This window comes from Caballeronia terrestris, assembly GCF_001544515.1.
GTDB classification, from domain to species: domain Bacteria; phylum Pseudomonadota; class Gammaproteobacteria; order Burkholderiales; family Burkholderiaceae; genus Caballeronia; species Caballeronia terrestris.
In genome coordinates, this window is sequence record NZ_FCOL02000024.1 from 31,888 (window position 1) to 47,546 (window position 15,659).

Annotated in this window: 11 protein-coding genes; 5 read left to right on the forward strand and 6 right to left on the reverse strand. The window is 65.5% G+C overall.

The window, feature by feature from the left end:
• Positions 1-14: 14 nt before the first annotated feature.
• The 6 genes from cls to dapC form a co-directional block, all read right to left on the reverse strand.
• Positions 15-1,496: a cardiolipin synthase gene (gene cls, locus AWB67_RS20040; protein WP_087657975.1), complete on the reverse strand. Its 1,482-nt coding sequence runs from the start codon at positions 1,494-1,496 to the stop codon at positions 15-17.
• Between the two features lie 121 nt (positions 1,497-1,617).
• On the reverse strand, positions 1,618-2,502 hold the full coding sequence (gene prmB / locus AWB67_RS20045) for a 50S ribosomal protein L3 N(5)-glutamine methyltransferase (protein WP_087657976.1): 885 nt from the start codon (positions 2,500-2,502) through the stop codon (positions 1,618-1,620).
• A gap of 19 nt (positions 2,503-2,521) precedes the next feature.
• Positions 2,522-3,661: a succinyl-diaminopimelate desuccinylase gene (dapE, locus tag AWB67_RS20050; RefSeq protein WP_087657977.1), complete on the reverse strand. Its 1,140-nt coding sequence runs from the start codon at positions 3,659-3,661 to the stop codon at positions 2,522-2,524.
• Positions 3,662-3,737: 76 nt separating this feature from the next.
• Entirely contained in the window at positions 3,738-4,097 is a 360-nt protein-coding gene (locus tag AWB67_RS20055; protein WP_087657978.1) for an ArsC family reductase, read from the reverse strand.
• Between the two features lies 1 nt (position 4,098).
• Positions 4,099-4,926 (reverse strand): 2,3,4,5-tetrahydropyridine-2,6-dicarboxylate N-succinyltransferase, encoded by an 828-nt coding sequence (gene dapD, locus AWB67_RS20060; RefSeq protein ID WP_087657979.1) that lies wholly within the window; start codon positions 4,924-4,926, stop codon positions 4,099-4,101.
• Between the two features lie 30 nt (positions 4,927-4,956).
• Positions 4,957-6,177, reverse strand: a complete 1,221-nt coding sequence (dapC, locus tag AWB67_RS20065; RefSeq protein ID WP_087657980.1) for a succinyldiaminopimelate transaminase — start codon at positions 6,175-6,177, stop codon at positions 4,957-4,959.
• A gap of 549 nt (positions 6,178-6,726) precedes the next feature.
• Here dapC and AWB67_RS20070 point away from each other — a divergent pair.
• From AWB67_RS20070 to def, 5 genes are all read left to right on the forward strand, one after another.
• The gene (locus tag AWB67_RS20070; protein ID WP_087657981.1) at positions 6,727-7,725 is read left to right on the forward strand and encodes a DMT family transporter; all 999 of its coding nucleotides are present in this window, start codon (positions 6,727-6,729) and stop codon (positions 7,723-7,725) included.
• Positions 7,726-7,956: 231 nt separating this feature from the next.
• Positions 7,957-11,478, forward strand: a complete 3,522-nt coding sequence (gene smc, locus AWB67_RS20075; RefSeq protein WP_087658018.1) for a chromosome segregation protein SMC — start codon at positions 7,957-7,959, stop codon at positions 11,476-11,478.
• A gap of 143 nt (positions 11,479-11,621) precedes the next feature.
• Entirely contained in the window at positions 11,622-12,848 is a 1,227-nt protein-coding gene (locus tag AWB67_RS20080) for a cell division protein ZipA C-terminal FtsZ-binding domain-containing protein (RefSeq protein WP_087657982.1), read from the forward strand.
• Between the two features lie 190 nt (positions 12,849-13,038).
• A complete protein-coding gene (gene ligA, locus AWB67_RS20085) occupies positions 13,039-15,117 on the forward strand; it encodes an NAD-dependent DNA ligase LigA (protein WP_087657983.1) in 2,079 nt (692 codons plus the stop codon).
• On the forward strand, positions 15,114-15,647 hold the full coding sequence (gene def, locus AWB67_RS20090) for a peptide deformylase (RefSeq protein ID WP_087657984.1): 534 nt from the start codon (positions 15,114-15,116) through the stop codon (positions 15,645-15,647). Before ligA ends, def begins: the two co-directional genes overlap by 4 nt.
• Positions 15,648-15,659: the final 12 nt, after the last annotated feature.

Here is a 15,659-nt window from a genome sequence, read left to right on the forward strand (position 1 = left end):
TGCTGTAGCCGCGCTCAAAGAATCGGCGAGAAGAGCCGCGCTACGTGCATCGCGATGCGCCGCCACGCGGGCGCAAGGCGGTAATCGTCCTGATCGATCTCGTATGACTCCGCGAAGTCGTCGAGCAGCATCGTTTCGACTTCGGCGGCGAAGCGCCGGTCCACGGTCAGCACCATGATCTCGAAGTTCAGGCGAAACGAGCGGTTGTCGAGATTCGCGCTGCCGATCGCGGCGGCGATGTCGTCGACGAGCACGACCTTCTGGTGCAGGAATCCCGGCCGGTAGCGGAAGATGCGCACGCCCGCCATGACGGCGTCGTAGGCATAGAGCTTCGACGCCGCGAACACCACGCGATGGTCACGCCGGCTCGGGATCAGGATGCGCACGTCCACGCCGCGCATCACCGCGAGGCGCAGCGCCGAGAACACGGCTTCGTCGGGGATCAGGTAGGGCGTCGTGATCCAGATCCGCTTGTGCGCCGCGTTGATCGCTTCGACGAAGAAGAGCGAGCAGGTTTCCTGTTTGTCGGCGGGGCCGCTCGAAAGCACGAGGCAGTGCATGTCGTCGGGGCAGCGCGTGGTCGGCCCGACTTCCGGCAGGCGCTGCGTCGCCCAGTACCAGTCCTCGATGAAGACGAACTGGATGCTCGCCACTGCCGGGCCGCGCACTTCGATATGCGTATCGCGCCACGGCGAGAGCCGCGGGTTGCCGCCTAGATATTCGACGCCCACGTTGTGCCCGCCGACGAAAGCGCGCTCGCCGTCCACCACGACGATCTTCCGGTGATTGCGGAAGTTGATCTGGAAGCGATTGACGAACACGCGTTTGGTCGCGAACTTGTGCACTTCCACGCCTGCGTTGCGCAGCGCGCCCACGTAGTGATGCGGCAGGTCGAAGCTGCCGATGCTGTCGTAGAGGAAGTAGACGCGCACGCCCGCCTGCGCCTTCGCGATCAGCGTCTCCTTCAGCAACTGGCCGAGCGCATCCGCGCGCACGATGAAAAACTGCACGATCACGTAGTGCTCGGCAGCTTCGATCGCGCTGAGGATCGCGGAAAAAGTGGCGTCGCCGTTGATCAGTACGCGCACGGCGTTGCCGCGCAGAAACGGCATGCCGGAGAGACGCGTGAGCGTGCGGATCGCCGGATGGCCGAGGTATTCGGCGGGTCCCGGCGCCGCGACGCCGCGCACGCTCGACACGTTCTGCAGCGCGCCGGCGTCGGTGGCATCGCCCGATTCCCACTCGGCGGGATGCGAGCGGCTGCGCAGGATTTCGTTTTCGAGACGGCGTTCGTCGATATAGCCGGCGAACTTGCTGCGGCCGAGGAAGAGATACGGGATCAGCGTGAAATACGGCATCGCCACGAGCGACACGGCCCACGCGACCGCGCCCTGCGACGTGCGCGTGTTGAGCACGGCATGACACGCGGCGATCGTGCCGAGCACGTGTGCCGCCATGACGAAGGTGCCGATGTGAAGCCAGTCTGCGAATTGCATGGATGCGCGCGGCCGAGCGTGGCGATCGGGGACTGGCCGGTGCTTCAAAGCACCGGCCGACGTTGCGTCATCTTACAGAAGGTAGGGCGCTTGCGGCCCGTCATTGCGCGCGCTCAAGCGCTCAGCCGGGCAGGTCGCCGGCCTGGATGAGAAAGACGTTGTCGTCGCCGGCGGAGGTCGAGAGCCACACGAGGTCGAGCCCGCCCAGCGACGCTTCCACGTTTTCCCGCTCGTTGCCGATCTCGACCACGAGCACGCCGTCTTCGGTCAGCCACTTGCTTGCCTCGGCGACGATCCGCCGCACCACGTCCATACCGTCCGCGCCGCCCGCAAGCGCCAGTTCCGGCTCGTGACGGTACTCGGCGGGCAGGTTGCTCATCGCGATGGCGTTCACGTACGGCGGATTGGTAATGATCACCTCATAGCGCACGCCCGGCAGCGGCGCGAAGAGATCGCCTTCGTAGAGCGCGATGCGGTCGTCGAGGCCATAGTCGTCCACGTTGCGATGCGCGACTTCGAGCGCAGCGGGCGAAATGTCGACCGCGTCGATGTCGGCGTTTTCGAACGCTTGCGCGGCGAGGATCGCGAGACACCCGGAGCCGGTGCAGAGTTCCAGCACGCGCGCGACCTGATCGGGATCGGCGACGTACGGTTGCAAGCCGTCCTGGAGCAATTCGCCGATAAAAGAGCGCGGCACGATCACGCGTTCGTCGACGTAGAAGCGATGCCCGTGCATCCACGCCTCGTGCGTGATATACGCCGCCGGCACGCGATCCTTCGCGCGGCGCTCGATCACTTTCATGACGGCGTCGATCTCGGTGTCGAGCAGGCGCGCGTCGAGGAACGGTTCGAGCGTGTCGAGCGGCAGGTGCAACGTGTGAAGAATCAGGTACGCGGCTTCGTCGTACGCATTCGACGAGCCGTGGCCGAACGACAATCCGGCTTCGGTGAACCGGGACACGCCGAAGCGCAGCAGGTCACGCACGGTGGTGAAGGGCAGCGCCATCGTCAGGCTCCTTGTGTTTTTACGCGATCAGTTGTTCGAGCACGCGGCGATACACGTTCTTCAGCGGCTCGATGAATTTGACTTCGATATGTTCGTCGATCTTGTGGATGCTGCCGTTCGGCGGCCCGAACTCGACCACCTGATCGCAGATGCGCGCGATGAAGCGGCCGTCGGAGGTCCCACCCGTCGTAGACAGTTCGGTGCGCACGCCGGTTTCATCGTGGATCGCTTTTTCGAGCGCGTTCGAGAGCGAGCCGCGCGGCGTGAGGAACGGCAGGCCGCTGACCGTCCAGGTGAGGTCGTAGTCGAGCGCGTGCTTGTCGAGGATCGCGTGGACGCGCGACTGCAGGCCTCCCACGGTGCTCGCTGTGGAAAAGCGGAAGTTGAACATCAGGTCCGCGTGGCCAGGGATCACGTTGGTCGCGCCCGTGCCGCTCGTCAGGTTCGACACTTGCCATGTCGTGGGCGGGAAGTATTCGTTGCCTTCGTCCCAGTGTTCGGCGACGAGCTCCGCGAGCGCGGGCGCGAGCAGGTGAATCGGATTCTTCGCGAGATGCGGATACGCGATGTGTCCCTGCACGCCCTTCACGACAAGTTTGCCCGACATCGAACCGCGACGGCCGTTCTTGACCATGTCGCCGAGCGTGGCCGAAGAAGTCGGTTCGCCGACGATGCAGTAATCCATCCGCTCGCCGCGTGCCTTCAAGGCTTCGATCACTTTCACGGTGCCGTCGGTCGCGGGGCCTTCCTCGTCGCTCGTGATGAGGAACGCGAGCGAGCCGCGATGCTCCGGATGCGCCTTCACGAACTCCTCGCTCGACACGACGAACGCCGCGATCGACGTCTTCATGTCCGCCGCGCCGCGTCCGAAGAGCTTGCCGTCGCGATGAGTCGGCGTGAAAGGTGGCGAGGTCCACTGTTCGAGCGGGCCGGTCGGAACGACGTCGGTGTGGCCGGCGAACGCGAGGAGCTTGCCTTGCGTGCCGTCGATGCCGCGCTTCACGGCCCACAGGTTCGTGACGCCGCCGGATTCGATGGTCTCGCAGTCGAAGCCGATCGCGGCGAGCCGCTCGGTCAGAAGCCGCTGACAGTGCTGGTCATCGGGCGTGACGGAGGCGCGCGCGATCAGGTCTTCGGTGAGGAGGAGGGTGCCGGACATGGATGGACCACTTTCAATAAAAAATGCCGGCGCGGCGGCCGGCTTTGCGTTAATCGACGCGACGCTCGGCGTCGCGTCAGGCGAACAGCGTTTCGTACTGCTCGGCCGAAAATCCGAGCGTCTTCACGCGGCCGTTCACGACGACGACCGGCCGCTTGATGATCGACGGCTTGTGGATCATCAGCGCGATTGCGCCGGCCGTCGTGCCGGCTTCGGCCTTGTACGTGTCGGACAGGCCGCGCCAGGTCGTGCCGCGGCGGTTGATCAATTCATCCAGCGACACGTCCTTCAGCCAGTCCTGCAAGAGCGCCGTCGAGACTCCCGCCTTCTTGAAGTCGTGGAATTCGAACGGCACGCCGTGCTCTTCCAGCCACACGCGTGCTTTTTTCACGGTGTCGCAGTTCGGAATGCCGTAGACGACGGTTTTCTTCGCCACGTCAGTCGCCTCGCAGCAGCTCGTTCAGGCCGACCTTCGCGCGCGTCTTGGCATCGACCTTTTTCACGATCACGGCGCAGTAGAGGCTGTGCGAACCGTCCTTCGACGGCAGATTGCCCGCAACCACGACCGAACCCGCCGGAATGCGGCCATACGTGACCGAACCGGTCTCGCGATCGTAGATCTTGGTGCTCTGGCCGAGATAGACGCCCATCGAAATGACCGAGTTTTCCTCGACGATCACGCCTTCCACGACTTCCGAGCGCGCGCCGATGAAGCAGTTGTCCTCGATGATGACGGGGTTCGCCTGCAGCGGCTCCAGCACGCCGCCAATGCCCACGCCGCCCGACAAGTGCACGTTCTTGCCGATCTGTGCGCACGAGCCGACGGTGGCCCACGTGTCGACCATCGAGCCTTCGTCGACGTAGGCGCCGATGTTCGTGTACGACGGCATCAGCACGACGTTCTTCGCGATGAACGAGCCGCGGCGCGCGATGGCCGGCGGCACGACGCGAAAACCGCCCGCCGCGAAGTCTTCGGCCGTGTAGTTGGCGAATTTCGAGGGCACTTTGTCATAGAACTGGCTGTAGCCGCCGGCCGGCATCGGCGCGTTGTCTTCGAGGCGGAACGACAGCAGCACGGCCTTCTTGAGCCACTGGTTGACGACCCAGTCGCCGTCTTTCTTCTCGGCGACGCGAAGCTGGCCTTTGTCCAATTGCTCGATGGCATGAGCGACGGCGTCGCGCACTTCCGCGGGCGCGGCTTTCGGCGACAGCTCGGCGCGGTTTTCCCAGGCGTTATCGATGATCTGCTGAAGTTGTTGCGACATGTCGGTGGTATCGGTAATGGAGGTGGAAGGTTACGGCTGCGCGAGCTGACGACAGAACTCGACGATGCGGCGGGCGCCCTCGACGCATTCGTCGACGTCGGCGACGAGCGCGACGCGCACGAACCCCTCGCCGGGATTCGTGCCGTGCGCGGTGCGCGCGAGAAAGGAGCCCGGCAGAACCGTCACATTATAGTCGGCGTAGAGACGCGCGGCGAACGCGGTGTCCGTGAGGCCCGTGCGCCCGACGTTCGCCCACAAATAGAACGCGGCGTCGGGCAGGCGCACGTCGAGGACTTCGGCGAGCATCGGCGTGACGGTCGTGAATTTCTGCAGATACTTCGCGCGGTTGTCGCGCACGTGCGTTTCATCCTGCCAGGCGGCGATGCTCGCTGTCTGGAACACGGTGGAGAGCGCCGCGCCGTGGTACGTCCGATAGAGCAGGAATTTCTTGAGAATCGACGCATCGCCCGCGACGAACCCCGAGCGCATGCCCGGCACGTTCGATCGCTTCGACAGGCTCGACAACATCACGAGCCGCTCGAAACCGCGTCCCAGCTTGTGCGCCGCTTCCAGGCCGCCGAGCGGAGGCGACGCTTCGTCGAAATAGATTTCCGAGTAGCACTCGTCGGAGGCGATCACGAAGCCGTGCTTGTCCGACAGCGCGAAGAGTTCGCGCCAGTCGTCGAGCGTGAGGACCGCGCCCGTCGGGTTGCCCGGCGAGCAGACGTAGAGCAATTGCGTGCGCGCCCAGATGTCCTCGGGGACGGCCGAATAGTCGCAGGCGAAGTTGCGCGCCGGATCGCTGTTCACGAAGTACGGCTCGGCGCCCGCGAGCAGCGCGGCGCCTTCGTAGATTTGGTAGAACGGGTTCGGACAGAGTACGATCGGCGGTTCGGCCGGATCGGTCGAACGGCTGTCGATCACTGTTTGCGCCAGCGCGAAAAGCGCCTCGCGCGAGCCGGAAACGGGCAGCACTTCGGTGGCGGCATCGACGGCCGGAAGGTGGTAGCGCGCCTTCACCCACGCCGCGATGGCTTGCCTGAGCGGCTCGCTTCCGAGCGTCGCCGGATACGACGACAAGCCGCCGAGCGCGTTCACGACGGCATCGCGCACGAGCAGGGGCGTCGGATGCTTCGGCTCGCCGATGCCGAAGCTGATGGGCTTGAAACCGGCGCGCGGCTCGATGCCCTGGAAGAGCGCCCGCAGCTTTTCGAACGGATACGGCTGAAGTTTCTGCAGAAGTGGATTCACGGCGACGGCGGCAAATGAGGGACTTGGAACGGCTCGCCTGGCGACTGACCGAGACCGCTCGCGCTACGTGTGCGGCGCCTGGAAACGGCAGTCGGCGGCGGCGGACCGCGGCTCGGGACATCGGGAAACGCTGTCGCGCGTGGGCGCGACGAAGCATCCGATTATACAGTGACGGATTACGACATTCCGCCGGGAAGACGCGGCACAGAAGGGTCTGCCGGGCGCGGCGACAGATGGACAACGCGCGCGAAAGCGCATGGCACGAAAGACGGAGCAGTGAATGCAGGCAAGTGAAGCAAGAAGCATTGCGCCGGGGGCGGCGCAGAGGCTCGGTGAAATGGAGACGGTTTCGATGCACGGGACGGATCGGCGCGGCTGGAGCGTGGCATCGCGTGGCGCGGTCGACTGCGGGTGGCACTTTGAGCGGCGCCTTGCAGGCCTTGACGTTTCAGGCGAACGCCACCCGCTTATGCTGCAGCGCCGCGCTGGTTCAGCCGTCCTGCCGCCAGCAACCCAGCGCTTCCGCCAAACACGCGGAGGCGCATCGCAATGAACCAGCGCCTTAAAAATACCCTGCCGACCCTCGCGATCATGCTCGGCGCGTCGGTGTGGGGCGTCATCTGGTATCCGATGCGCATGCTCGCCGCGCTCGGCCTCTCCGGCACGGCAGCCAGCGCGACGACGAGCGCCGCCGCGTGCCTCTTCGTCCTCGCGCTGCGCCGCCACGCGATCCGCACGGTCTCGTGGCACTGGCTGCTCGCTGCGCTCGCGCTGGCGGCGGGCGTGACGAACATCGGTTTCGTGTGGGGCGCGATCCACGGGCAAGTGATGCGCGTGCTCCTGCTCTTCTACCTGACCCCCGCGTGGACCGCCGTTTTCGCGCATTTCATCCTGCACGAGCGGCTCACGCGCTCGGGTGTCGCGCTCGCGGGCCTGTCGCTCGCGGGCGCGATGACGATGCTCTGGTCGCCCGAACTCGGCATGCCGCTGCCCGCGAACCTCGCCGAATGGGCGGGTTTGATGGCCGGCATGGGCTTCGCGATGAGCAACGTGCTGATCGTCAAGATCTGTCGCGTGCTGCCCGACATGAAGGCCGAAATGCGCACCGCGACGATCTTCGGCGGCGCGGCAATCGTCGCGGCGTTCGCGACCCTCTTCGAAGCGATGCCCACGCCGCCCGCGGCCTCGCAGATGGGTACGGTCGTGTTCATCGTGATCGGGTTGGGCGTCGTGCTCGCGTCGAACAACATGCTCGTGCAGGTCGGCCTGGCGAAGGTGCCGGCCAATCGCGCGTCGATCATCATGCTGTTCGAGCTCGTCGTGACGGCGCTCTCGGCGTGGGCCTTCGCAGGCGAAGTGCCGGGGCCGCGCGAGTGGGCGGGCGGTGCGTGCATCGTCGTGGCGTGCGTGCTGTCGAGCTGGGTGCATCGCGATCGCGCGCCGGTCGGACCGCTCGAAGCATTGCAGCCGATCGACCCCGCCGACCCGCCAAAAGAGCCCTCCGGCGACGCCTCAGCCAAAAAGAAATCGCAACGCGCGATGGTATGATTGTGACCGCTCGCCGGGCCGTGCCGACCAGTCAATCGGACAAATCCGCAAAGCGGTCCTAAGTCGTTGATTGCGCGCCGATTGCATATCGAGCGCAGCGCAAGCCCGAGCGATTCGACCGGCGACACGGCCAGCCGCGCATGCATCGAGACATCGAAACCGCGCGCGCCAGTCCCGCCGGCCCCGTATCAGAGATACGCCCAAGCATTCTTTTCCAACAGCGATATCGCCGTGCGTCTGACCTCGATAAAACTCGCTGGCTTCAAGTCATTCGTCGATCCCACGCATTTCCAGGTCCCCGGCCAGTTGGTCGGCGTCGTGGGGCCCAATGGCTGTGGCAAGTCCAACATCATCGATGCCGTGCGCTGGGTGCTCGGCGAATCGCGCGCCTCCGAATTGCGCGGCGAATCGATGCAGGACGTGATCTTCAACGGCTCGACGGCGCGCAAGCCCGGCAGCCGCGCCAGCGTCGAACTGATCTTCGACAACGCCGACGGCCGCGCCGCCGGCCAGTGGAGCACCTACGGCGAAATCGCCGTGAAACGCGTGCTCACGCGCGACGGCACCTCCAGCTACTACATCAACAACCTGCCGGCCCGGCGCCGTGACATCCAGGACATCTTCCTCGGCACGGGTCTCGGCCCGCGCGCCTACGCGATCATCGGGCAGGGCATGATCGCGCGGATCATCGAGGCGAAGCCGGAAGAGTTGCGCGTGTTCCTCGAAGAAGCGGCGGGGGTGTCGAAGTACAAGGAACGGCGTCGCGAAACCGAGAACCGTCTGCATGACACGCGGGAAAATCTGACGCGCGTCGAGGATATCGTTCGCGAATTGAGCGCGAATCTCGAAAAGCTCGAAGCGCAGGCGGTCGTCGCGACGAAGTACAAGCAGTTGCAGGCAGAAGGCGAGGAAAAGCAGCGGCTGCTGTGGCTCCTGCGCAAGAACGAGGCGGGTAACGAGTCAGAGCGTCAGCAGCGCGCGATCCGCGAGGCGCAGGTCGATCTCGAACGGCAGACGGCGCATCTGCGCGGAGTCGAAGCGCAACTGGAAACGCTGCGCGTCGCGCACTACAGCGCGAGCGACGCGATGCAGGGCGCGCAGGGCGCACTCTACGAAGCGAATTCCGAAGTGAGCCGTCTGGAGGCGGAGATCCGCTTCATCGTCGAATCGCGCAATCGCGTGCAGGCGCAGATCGCCGCGCTCACCGCGCAGCGCGAGCAATGGCAGATGCAGGCGGAGCGGGCGCGCGGCGAGATCGACGACGCAGAGGAAGCTCTGGCGATCGGCGAGGAAAAGGCGGCGGTCGCGCAGGAAACGGCGGCGGCGAAGCATGATGAGTTGCCGGCGCTCGAAGCGCGTTTTCGCGACGCGCAGACGAAGCTCAACGACGAACGCGCCGGCATCGCTCAGACGGAGCAGGCGCTCAAGCTCGAGGCGGCGCACCAGCGCAACGCCGATCAGCAGTTGCAGCAATTGCAGCAGCGCCACGAGCGGCTGAAGAGCGAAGCGGGCGGGCTCGACGCGCCTGACGAAGCCCAGCTCGAAGAGTTGCGCATGCAGCTCGCGGAACACGAAGAGATTCTCGCCGACGCCCAAACGCGTCTCGCCGATGCGCAGTCCACGTTGCCGCGTCTCGATGGCGAGCGCCGCTCGGCGCAGGAGCGCGTGCAATCGGAAAGCGCACTGATTCATCAACTGGAAGCGCGGCTCGCGGCATTGAAGCAGCTTCAGGAAAACGTCCAGACCGAAGGCAAGATCCAGCCGTGGCTCGACAAGCACGAACTCGGTGGATTGCCGCGTCTCTGGAAGAAGCTGCATATCGAGGCGGGCTGGGAAACGGCGCTCGAAGCCGCGTTGCGCGAGCGGATCGCGGCGCTGGAAGTGTCGAATCTCGACTGGGTCAAGGCCTTCGCCACGGATGCACCGCCCGCCAAGCTCGCGTTCTATGCGCCGCCGCCGGCCGGTCGTCCGCTGCTCGAAACGCCTGCGGGCTTGCGCTCGCTGCTGTCGCTGGTTCGCATCGACGATCCGGGCATTCGCGCCGTCCTGAACGACTGGCTCGGCACGACCTTTGTCGCGGACGATATCGCTCAGGCGCTCGCGTCGCGCATGCAACTGCCGGAGGGCGGCGCGTTCGTCGTGAAGGCGGGGCACATGGTGACGCGCGTCGGCGTGCAGCTCTATGCCGCCGATTCCGAGCAGGCCGGCATGCTCGCGCGCCAGCAGGAAATCGAGAACCTGACGCTTCAGGTGCGCGCACAGGTGCTTTTGGCCGACGAAGCCAAGGCCGCCGCCGTGCGCGCCGAGGCGGCCCACACGGCGGCATCGCACGCATTGGCGGACGCGCGCTCCGCCGCCGAGCGCGCCACGCAGCGCGTCCACGCCTTGCAGCTCGACGTGCTGAAGCTCACCCAGGCGCACGAGCGCTACACGCAGCGCAGCACGCAGATCCGCGAGGAACTGGAGGAAATCACCGCGCAGATCGACGAACAGCGCGCGCTGCGGGCGGAATCGGAAGCGAACTTCGAGCGTCACGACGCCGAACTCGCCGAATTGCAGGCGCGTTTCGAAGACAACCAGCTCGCCTTCGAAGCCCTCGACGAAACGCTTACGAACGCCCGCCAGGAAGCGCGCGATCTCGAACGCGCGGCCTCCGACGCTAGCTTCGCGGTGCGCGGGCTCGCGGCGAAGATCGACGAGTTCAAACGCAATATCGAGACGGCGCACGACCAGAGCGAACGCGTCGCGGGGGCACTGGAAGACGCGCGCGCCGAGCTCGAAACGATCAACGAGCAGACCGCGCACACCGGCCTGCAGGACGCGCTCGAAGTCCGCGCGGCGAAGGAAGCGTCGCTGCACGCGGCGCGCATCGAACTCGACGATCTCACCGCGCGCCTGCGTCAGTCCGACGAAGCGCGCCTGACCGCCGAGCGTTCGCTGCAGCCGCTGCGCGAGCGCATCGGCGAGTTGCAGTTGAAAGAGCAGGCGGCGCGCATCAGCGGCGAGCAGTTCGTCGAGCAGTTGCAGGCGGCGGGCGTCGATGAGGCCGAGTTGCAGGCGAAGCTCACGCCGGACATGAAGCCGTCGTACCTGCAGGGCGAAGTCACGCGCCTGAGCAACGCGATCACGGCGCTCGGGCCCGTCAACATGGCGGCGCTCGAAGAACTCGCGTCGGCGAGCGAGCGCAAGGACTTCCTCGACGCGCAATCGGCCGACCTGAATCATGCAATCAATACGCTGGAAGACGCGATCCACAAGATCGATCAGGAAACGCGCGCGCTCCTGCAAGGCACGTTCGACGAGGTGAATCACCACTTCGGCGAGCTGTTCCCCCGGCTTTTCGGCGGCGGGCAGGCGAAACTCATCATGACCGGCGACGAGATCCTCGACGCTGGCGTGCAGGTGATGGCGCAGCCGCCCGGCAAGAAGAATTCGACGATTCACCTGCTCTCGGGCGGCGAAAAGGCGCTGACGGCCACCGCGCTCGTCTTCGCGATGTTCCAGTTGAATCCGGCGCCGTTCTGTCTGCTGGACGAAGTGGACGCGCCGCTCGACGACGCCAACACCGAGCGTTTCGCGAATCTCGTGCGCGCCATGTCCGCCAAGACGCAGTTCCTGTTCATCTCGCACAACAAGATCGCGATGGAAATGGCGCAGCAACTGATCGGCGTGACGATGCAGGAGCAGGGGGTATCGCGGATCGTTGCCGTTGACATGGAATCGGCGGCCGGATTCGCACAGAATGCTGGCTGACAGGTAGTTGTTATCAAAAAAATGCGGGGCGGGATCCAGAGTCCGGCCCCGAGCGCGCAGGCGCGGAGTCCTGCGCACGCCGACACACGGCGTGCGCGACAGATCGCGCGGCGCATCGCAATCAAAAGAATGATGGAGCGTGCATGGACGAGTTGACACTCGGTTTGATCGGCGCCGGTGCCGTGGTGGTGGGCGGCGTCGTGGTTTACAACGCATGGCAGAGCGCGAAGGTGCGCCGCAGGATGCCCCGTCCGATGCCCGAAGAAGCCGCGGATTCGCTCGCGCGCCAGGATGCGGACGAAGAGCATCCGTTTATCGAGCCGGTGCGGCCCACGCGCCGCGAGCCCGCGATGGGCGAAGCCGAAACCAGTGAGAACAGGGAATCGCGCCTCGAACCGAGTTTCGGCGGCGCGCCGATGCCCGGTGTAGCCCCAGCCGATACGGCCGTCGACCTCCAGGCCGAGGCGACGTCGACGAACGGCGAAGCGCAAATCGAGGACGAAAGCGACGAGCCGATCCTCCCCGCCGCGACGACGATCTCATCGGCGCCGCCCGCGCTGGTGGATCGCCGTATCGATTGCGTCGTGCCGATTCGCCTCACCGCGCCGATCGCCGGCGACAAGCTCGTGCCGCTGGCCCAGCGCTTGCGCCGCGCGGGCAGCAAGCCGGTGAACATCGAAGGCCAGCCCGAGGGCGAGACCACCTGGGAGCTGCTAAAGAACGGCGCGCGCTATGCGGAATTGCGCGCGGCGGCGCAACTGGCGAATCGCAGCGGGCCGCTCAACGAACTGGAATTCTCCGAATTCGTGACCGGCGTGCAGCGTTTCGCCGATGCGATCGACGGCGCGCCCGAATTTCCCGACATGCTGGAAACCGTCGGCATGGCGCGCGAACTCGATGCGTTCGCCGCCCAGTGCGACGCGCAGTTGTCGATCAACATCCTTTCCGACGGCGCGCCGTGGTCGGCAAATTACGTGCAGGCGGTGGCGTCGCAGGACGGCTTGCTGCTCTCGCGCGACGGCACGCGCTTCGTCAAGCTCGACGCCAAGCAGAATCCGGTCTTCATGCTCCAGTTCGGCGACACCAACTTCCTGCGCGACGACCTCACGTACAAGGGTGGCCAGATGATCACGCTGGTGCTCGACGTGCCAGTCGCCGACGAAGACATCCTGCCGTTTCGCCTGATGTGCGATTACGCGAAGTCGCTGTCCGAGCGGATCGGCGCGCGCGTCGTCGACGACCAGCGCCGGCCGCTGCCCGAATCGGCGCTGCTCGCGATCGAAAAGCAGTTGATGGCGCTATACGCGAAGCTGGAGCAGGCCGGCATCCCGGCGGGATCGCCCGCGACGCGGCGGTTGTTCAGCCAGTAACGCCGTGCTGCCTGCCACGCAATGATACGAATCGCGCTCCACGGAGCGCGTTTTTTTGTGCGCGTCCGCACGGCGGCGCACACGTTGCGGCGCCGTTGGCCATCCGGCCGATGCCACGATTTACCGATCTTCTGAGACAATCGAACGGTCGGATTTCTCTTAATCCAAACCATTTTCCGTGTTACTACGCATGTCCGCCAAAACGAAAGCCGAGTCCATCGCCAAGTCGCAGTCCGCCGCCCCGGTGCCGAGCGCCGAGCGCCCGGCCGAGCGCGCCGCGTGGCTGCGCTCGGAACTGGAACGCGCGAACTACGCGTACTACGTGCTCGACCAGCCGGATTTGCCCGACGCCGAATACGACACGCTCTTCAAGGAACTGCAGCAGATCGAGGCCGACCAGCCCGATCTGGTCACGCCCGATTCGCCGACCCAGCGCGTGGGCGGCCAGGTGGCGGCGGGCTTCGAGCCGGTCGTCCACGACGTGCCGATGCTGTCGCTGAACAACGGCTTTGCCGAGGAAGACATCGTCGCGTTCGACAAGCGCGTGTCCGACGCGCTCGGCCACGCGCCGGTGCAGTACGCGTGCGAGCTGAAATTCGACGGCTTGGCGATCTCGCTCCGCTACGACGACGGCCGCCTCGTGCAGGCCGCCACGCGCGGCGACGGCGCGACCGGCGAGGAAGTGACCGGCAACGTCCGCACGATCCGCTCGATTCCGCTCAAGCTGAAGGGCAAGAACGTGCCGAAGCGCCTCGACGTGCGCGGCGAAGCGCTGATGTTCAAGCGCGATTTCGAGCGCCTTAACGCGCGGCAACGCGAGGCCGAGCATCGCGAGTTCGCGAATCCGCGTAACGCGGCGGCGGGCAGCCTGCGCCAGCTCGATCCGAAGATGACGGCGCAGCGGCCCCTCTCGTTCTTTGCATACGGCATCGGCGTGCTCGAAGGCGCCGAAATGCCGCCGACGCATTCCGCCTTGCTCGACTGGTACGTCGAACTCGGCTTGCCGGTCAATGCGGAGCGTGGCGTGGTTGAAGGCGCGCAGGGTTTGCTCGACTTCTTCGCGAAAACCGGCGAGAAACGCGAAGGCCTGCCGTACGACATCGACGGCGTCGTCTACAAGGTCAACCAGCGCGACGAGCAGGACAAGCTCGGCTTCGTCTCGCGCGCGCCGCGCTTCGCGCTCGCGCACAAGTTCCCGGCGCAGGAAGCGCTCACGCAACTGCTCGCGATCGACGTGCAGGTCGGCCGCACGGGCGCGATCACGCCGGTCGCGCGGCTCGCGCCGATTTTCGTCGGCGGGGCGACGGTAACGAATGCCACGCTGCATAACGAGGACGAAGTGCGCCGCAAGGACATCCGTATCGGCGACACGGTGATCGTGCGCCGCGCGGGCGACGTGATTCCCGAAGTGGTCGGCGCGATCCTGGACCGCCGTCCCGACGACGCACACGAATTCGTCATGCCGGCCGAGTGCCCGGTCTGCGGCTCGAAGATCGAGCGCCTGCCGGACGAAGCGATCGCGCGCTGCACTGGCGGCCTGTTTTGTCCCGCGCAGCGCAAGCAGGCGCTGTGGCATTTTGCGCAGCGTCGCGCACTGGATATCGACGGCCTGGGCGAAAAGATCATCGACCAGTTGGTCGAGGAGAACCTCGTGCGCACGCCCGCCGATCTCTTCAGCCTCGGCTTTTCGACGCTTGCCGCACTTGACCGTTTCGCTGATAAATCCGCACAAAACCTGCTCGATTCGCTCGAAAAAGCCCGAAAAACGACACTGGCGCGGTTCATCTACGCGCTCGGCATCCGGCACGTCGGCGAATCGACGGCGAAGGATCTCGCGAAGCATTTCGGCTCGCTCGACCCGATCCTCGCGGCCACGGTCGAAGAATTGCTGGAAGTGAACGATGTCGGGCCGGTGGTTGCCGAATCGATCCACAATTTCTTCAGCGAAGCGCACAACCAGCACGTGATCGAGCAGTTGCGTGCGAAGGTGTCGTGGCCCGAAGGTCCTCCCGCTCCGAAAGCGCCACAGGGTGTGCTGGCGGGCAGGACGGTCGTGCTGACCGGCACGCTGCCGGCGTTGTCGCGCGAGGAGGCGAAGGAGATGCTGGAAGCGGCCGGGGCGAAGGTGGCCGGGTCGGTATCGAAAAAGACCGATTACGTCGTGGCGGGGACGGAGGCGGGCAGCAAGCTCGCGAAAGCCGAGGAACTCGGCATCCCCGTGCTCGACGAAGACGGGTTGCGCAGGCTTTTGGAAGGAGTGACTCCATGATTCGCGAAATACTGAAGATGGGCGATCCGCGGCTGTTGCGCATCGCCGAGCCGGTCGAGCATTTCGATACCCAGGAATTGCACGAGCTCATCAAGGACATGTTCGACACGATGCGCGACGCGAACGGCGCGGGGCTCGCCGCGCCGCAGATCGGCGTCGATCTGCAGGTCGTGATCTTCGGGTTCGGCTACAACGAGCGCTACCCGGACGCGCCGTCCGTGCCGGAAACCGTGCTGATCAACCCGATCATTTCGCCGAATTCGCACGACATGGAGGAGGGCTGGGAAGGATGCCTGTCCGTGCCCGGCCTGCGCGGCGCCGTGCAGCGGTACTCGATGATCCGCTACCAGGGCTTCGACCAGTTCGGCGGCGCGATCGACCGGCTGGCCGAGGGGTTTCACGCACGCGTCGTGCAGCACGAGTGCGATCACCTGATCGGCAAGCTCTATCCGATGCGAATTACGGACTTCTCGAAGTTCGGCTTCACCGACATCCTGTTCCCGGGGCTCGACTCGCCGCGGGATGATTGATCGGTAGCTTTT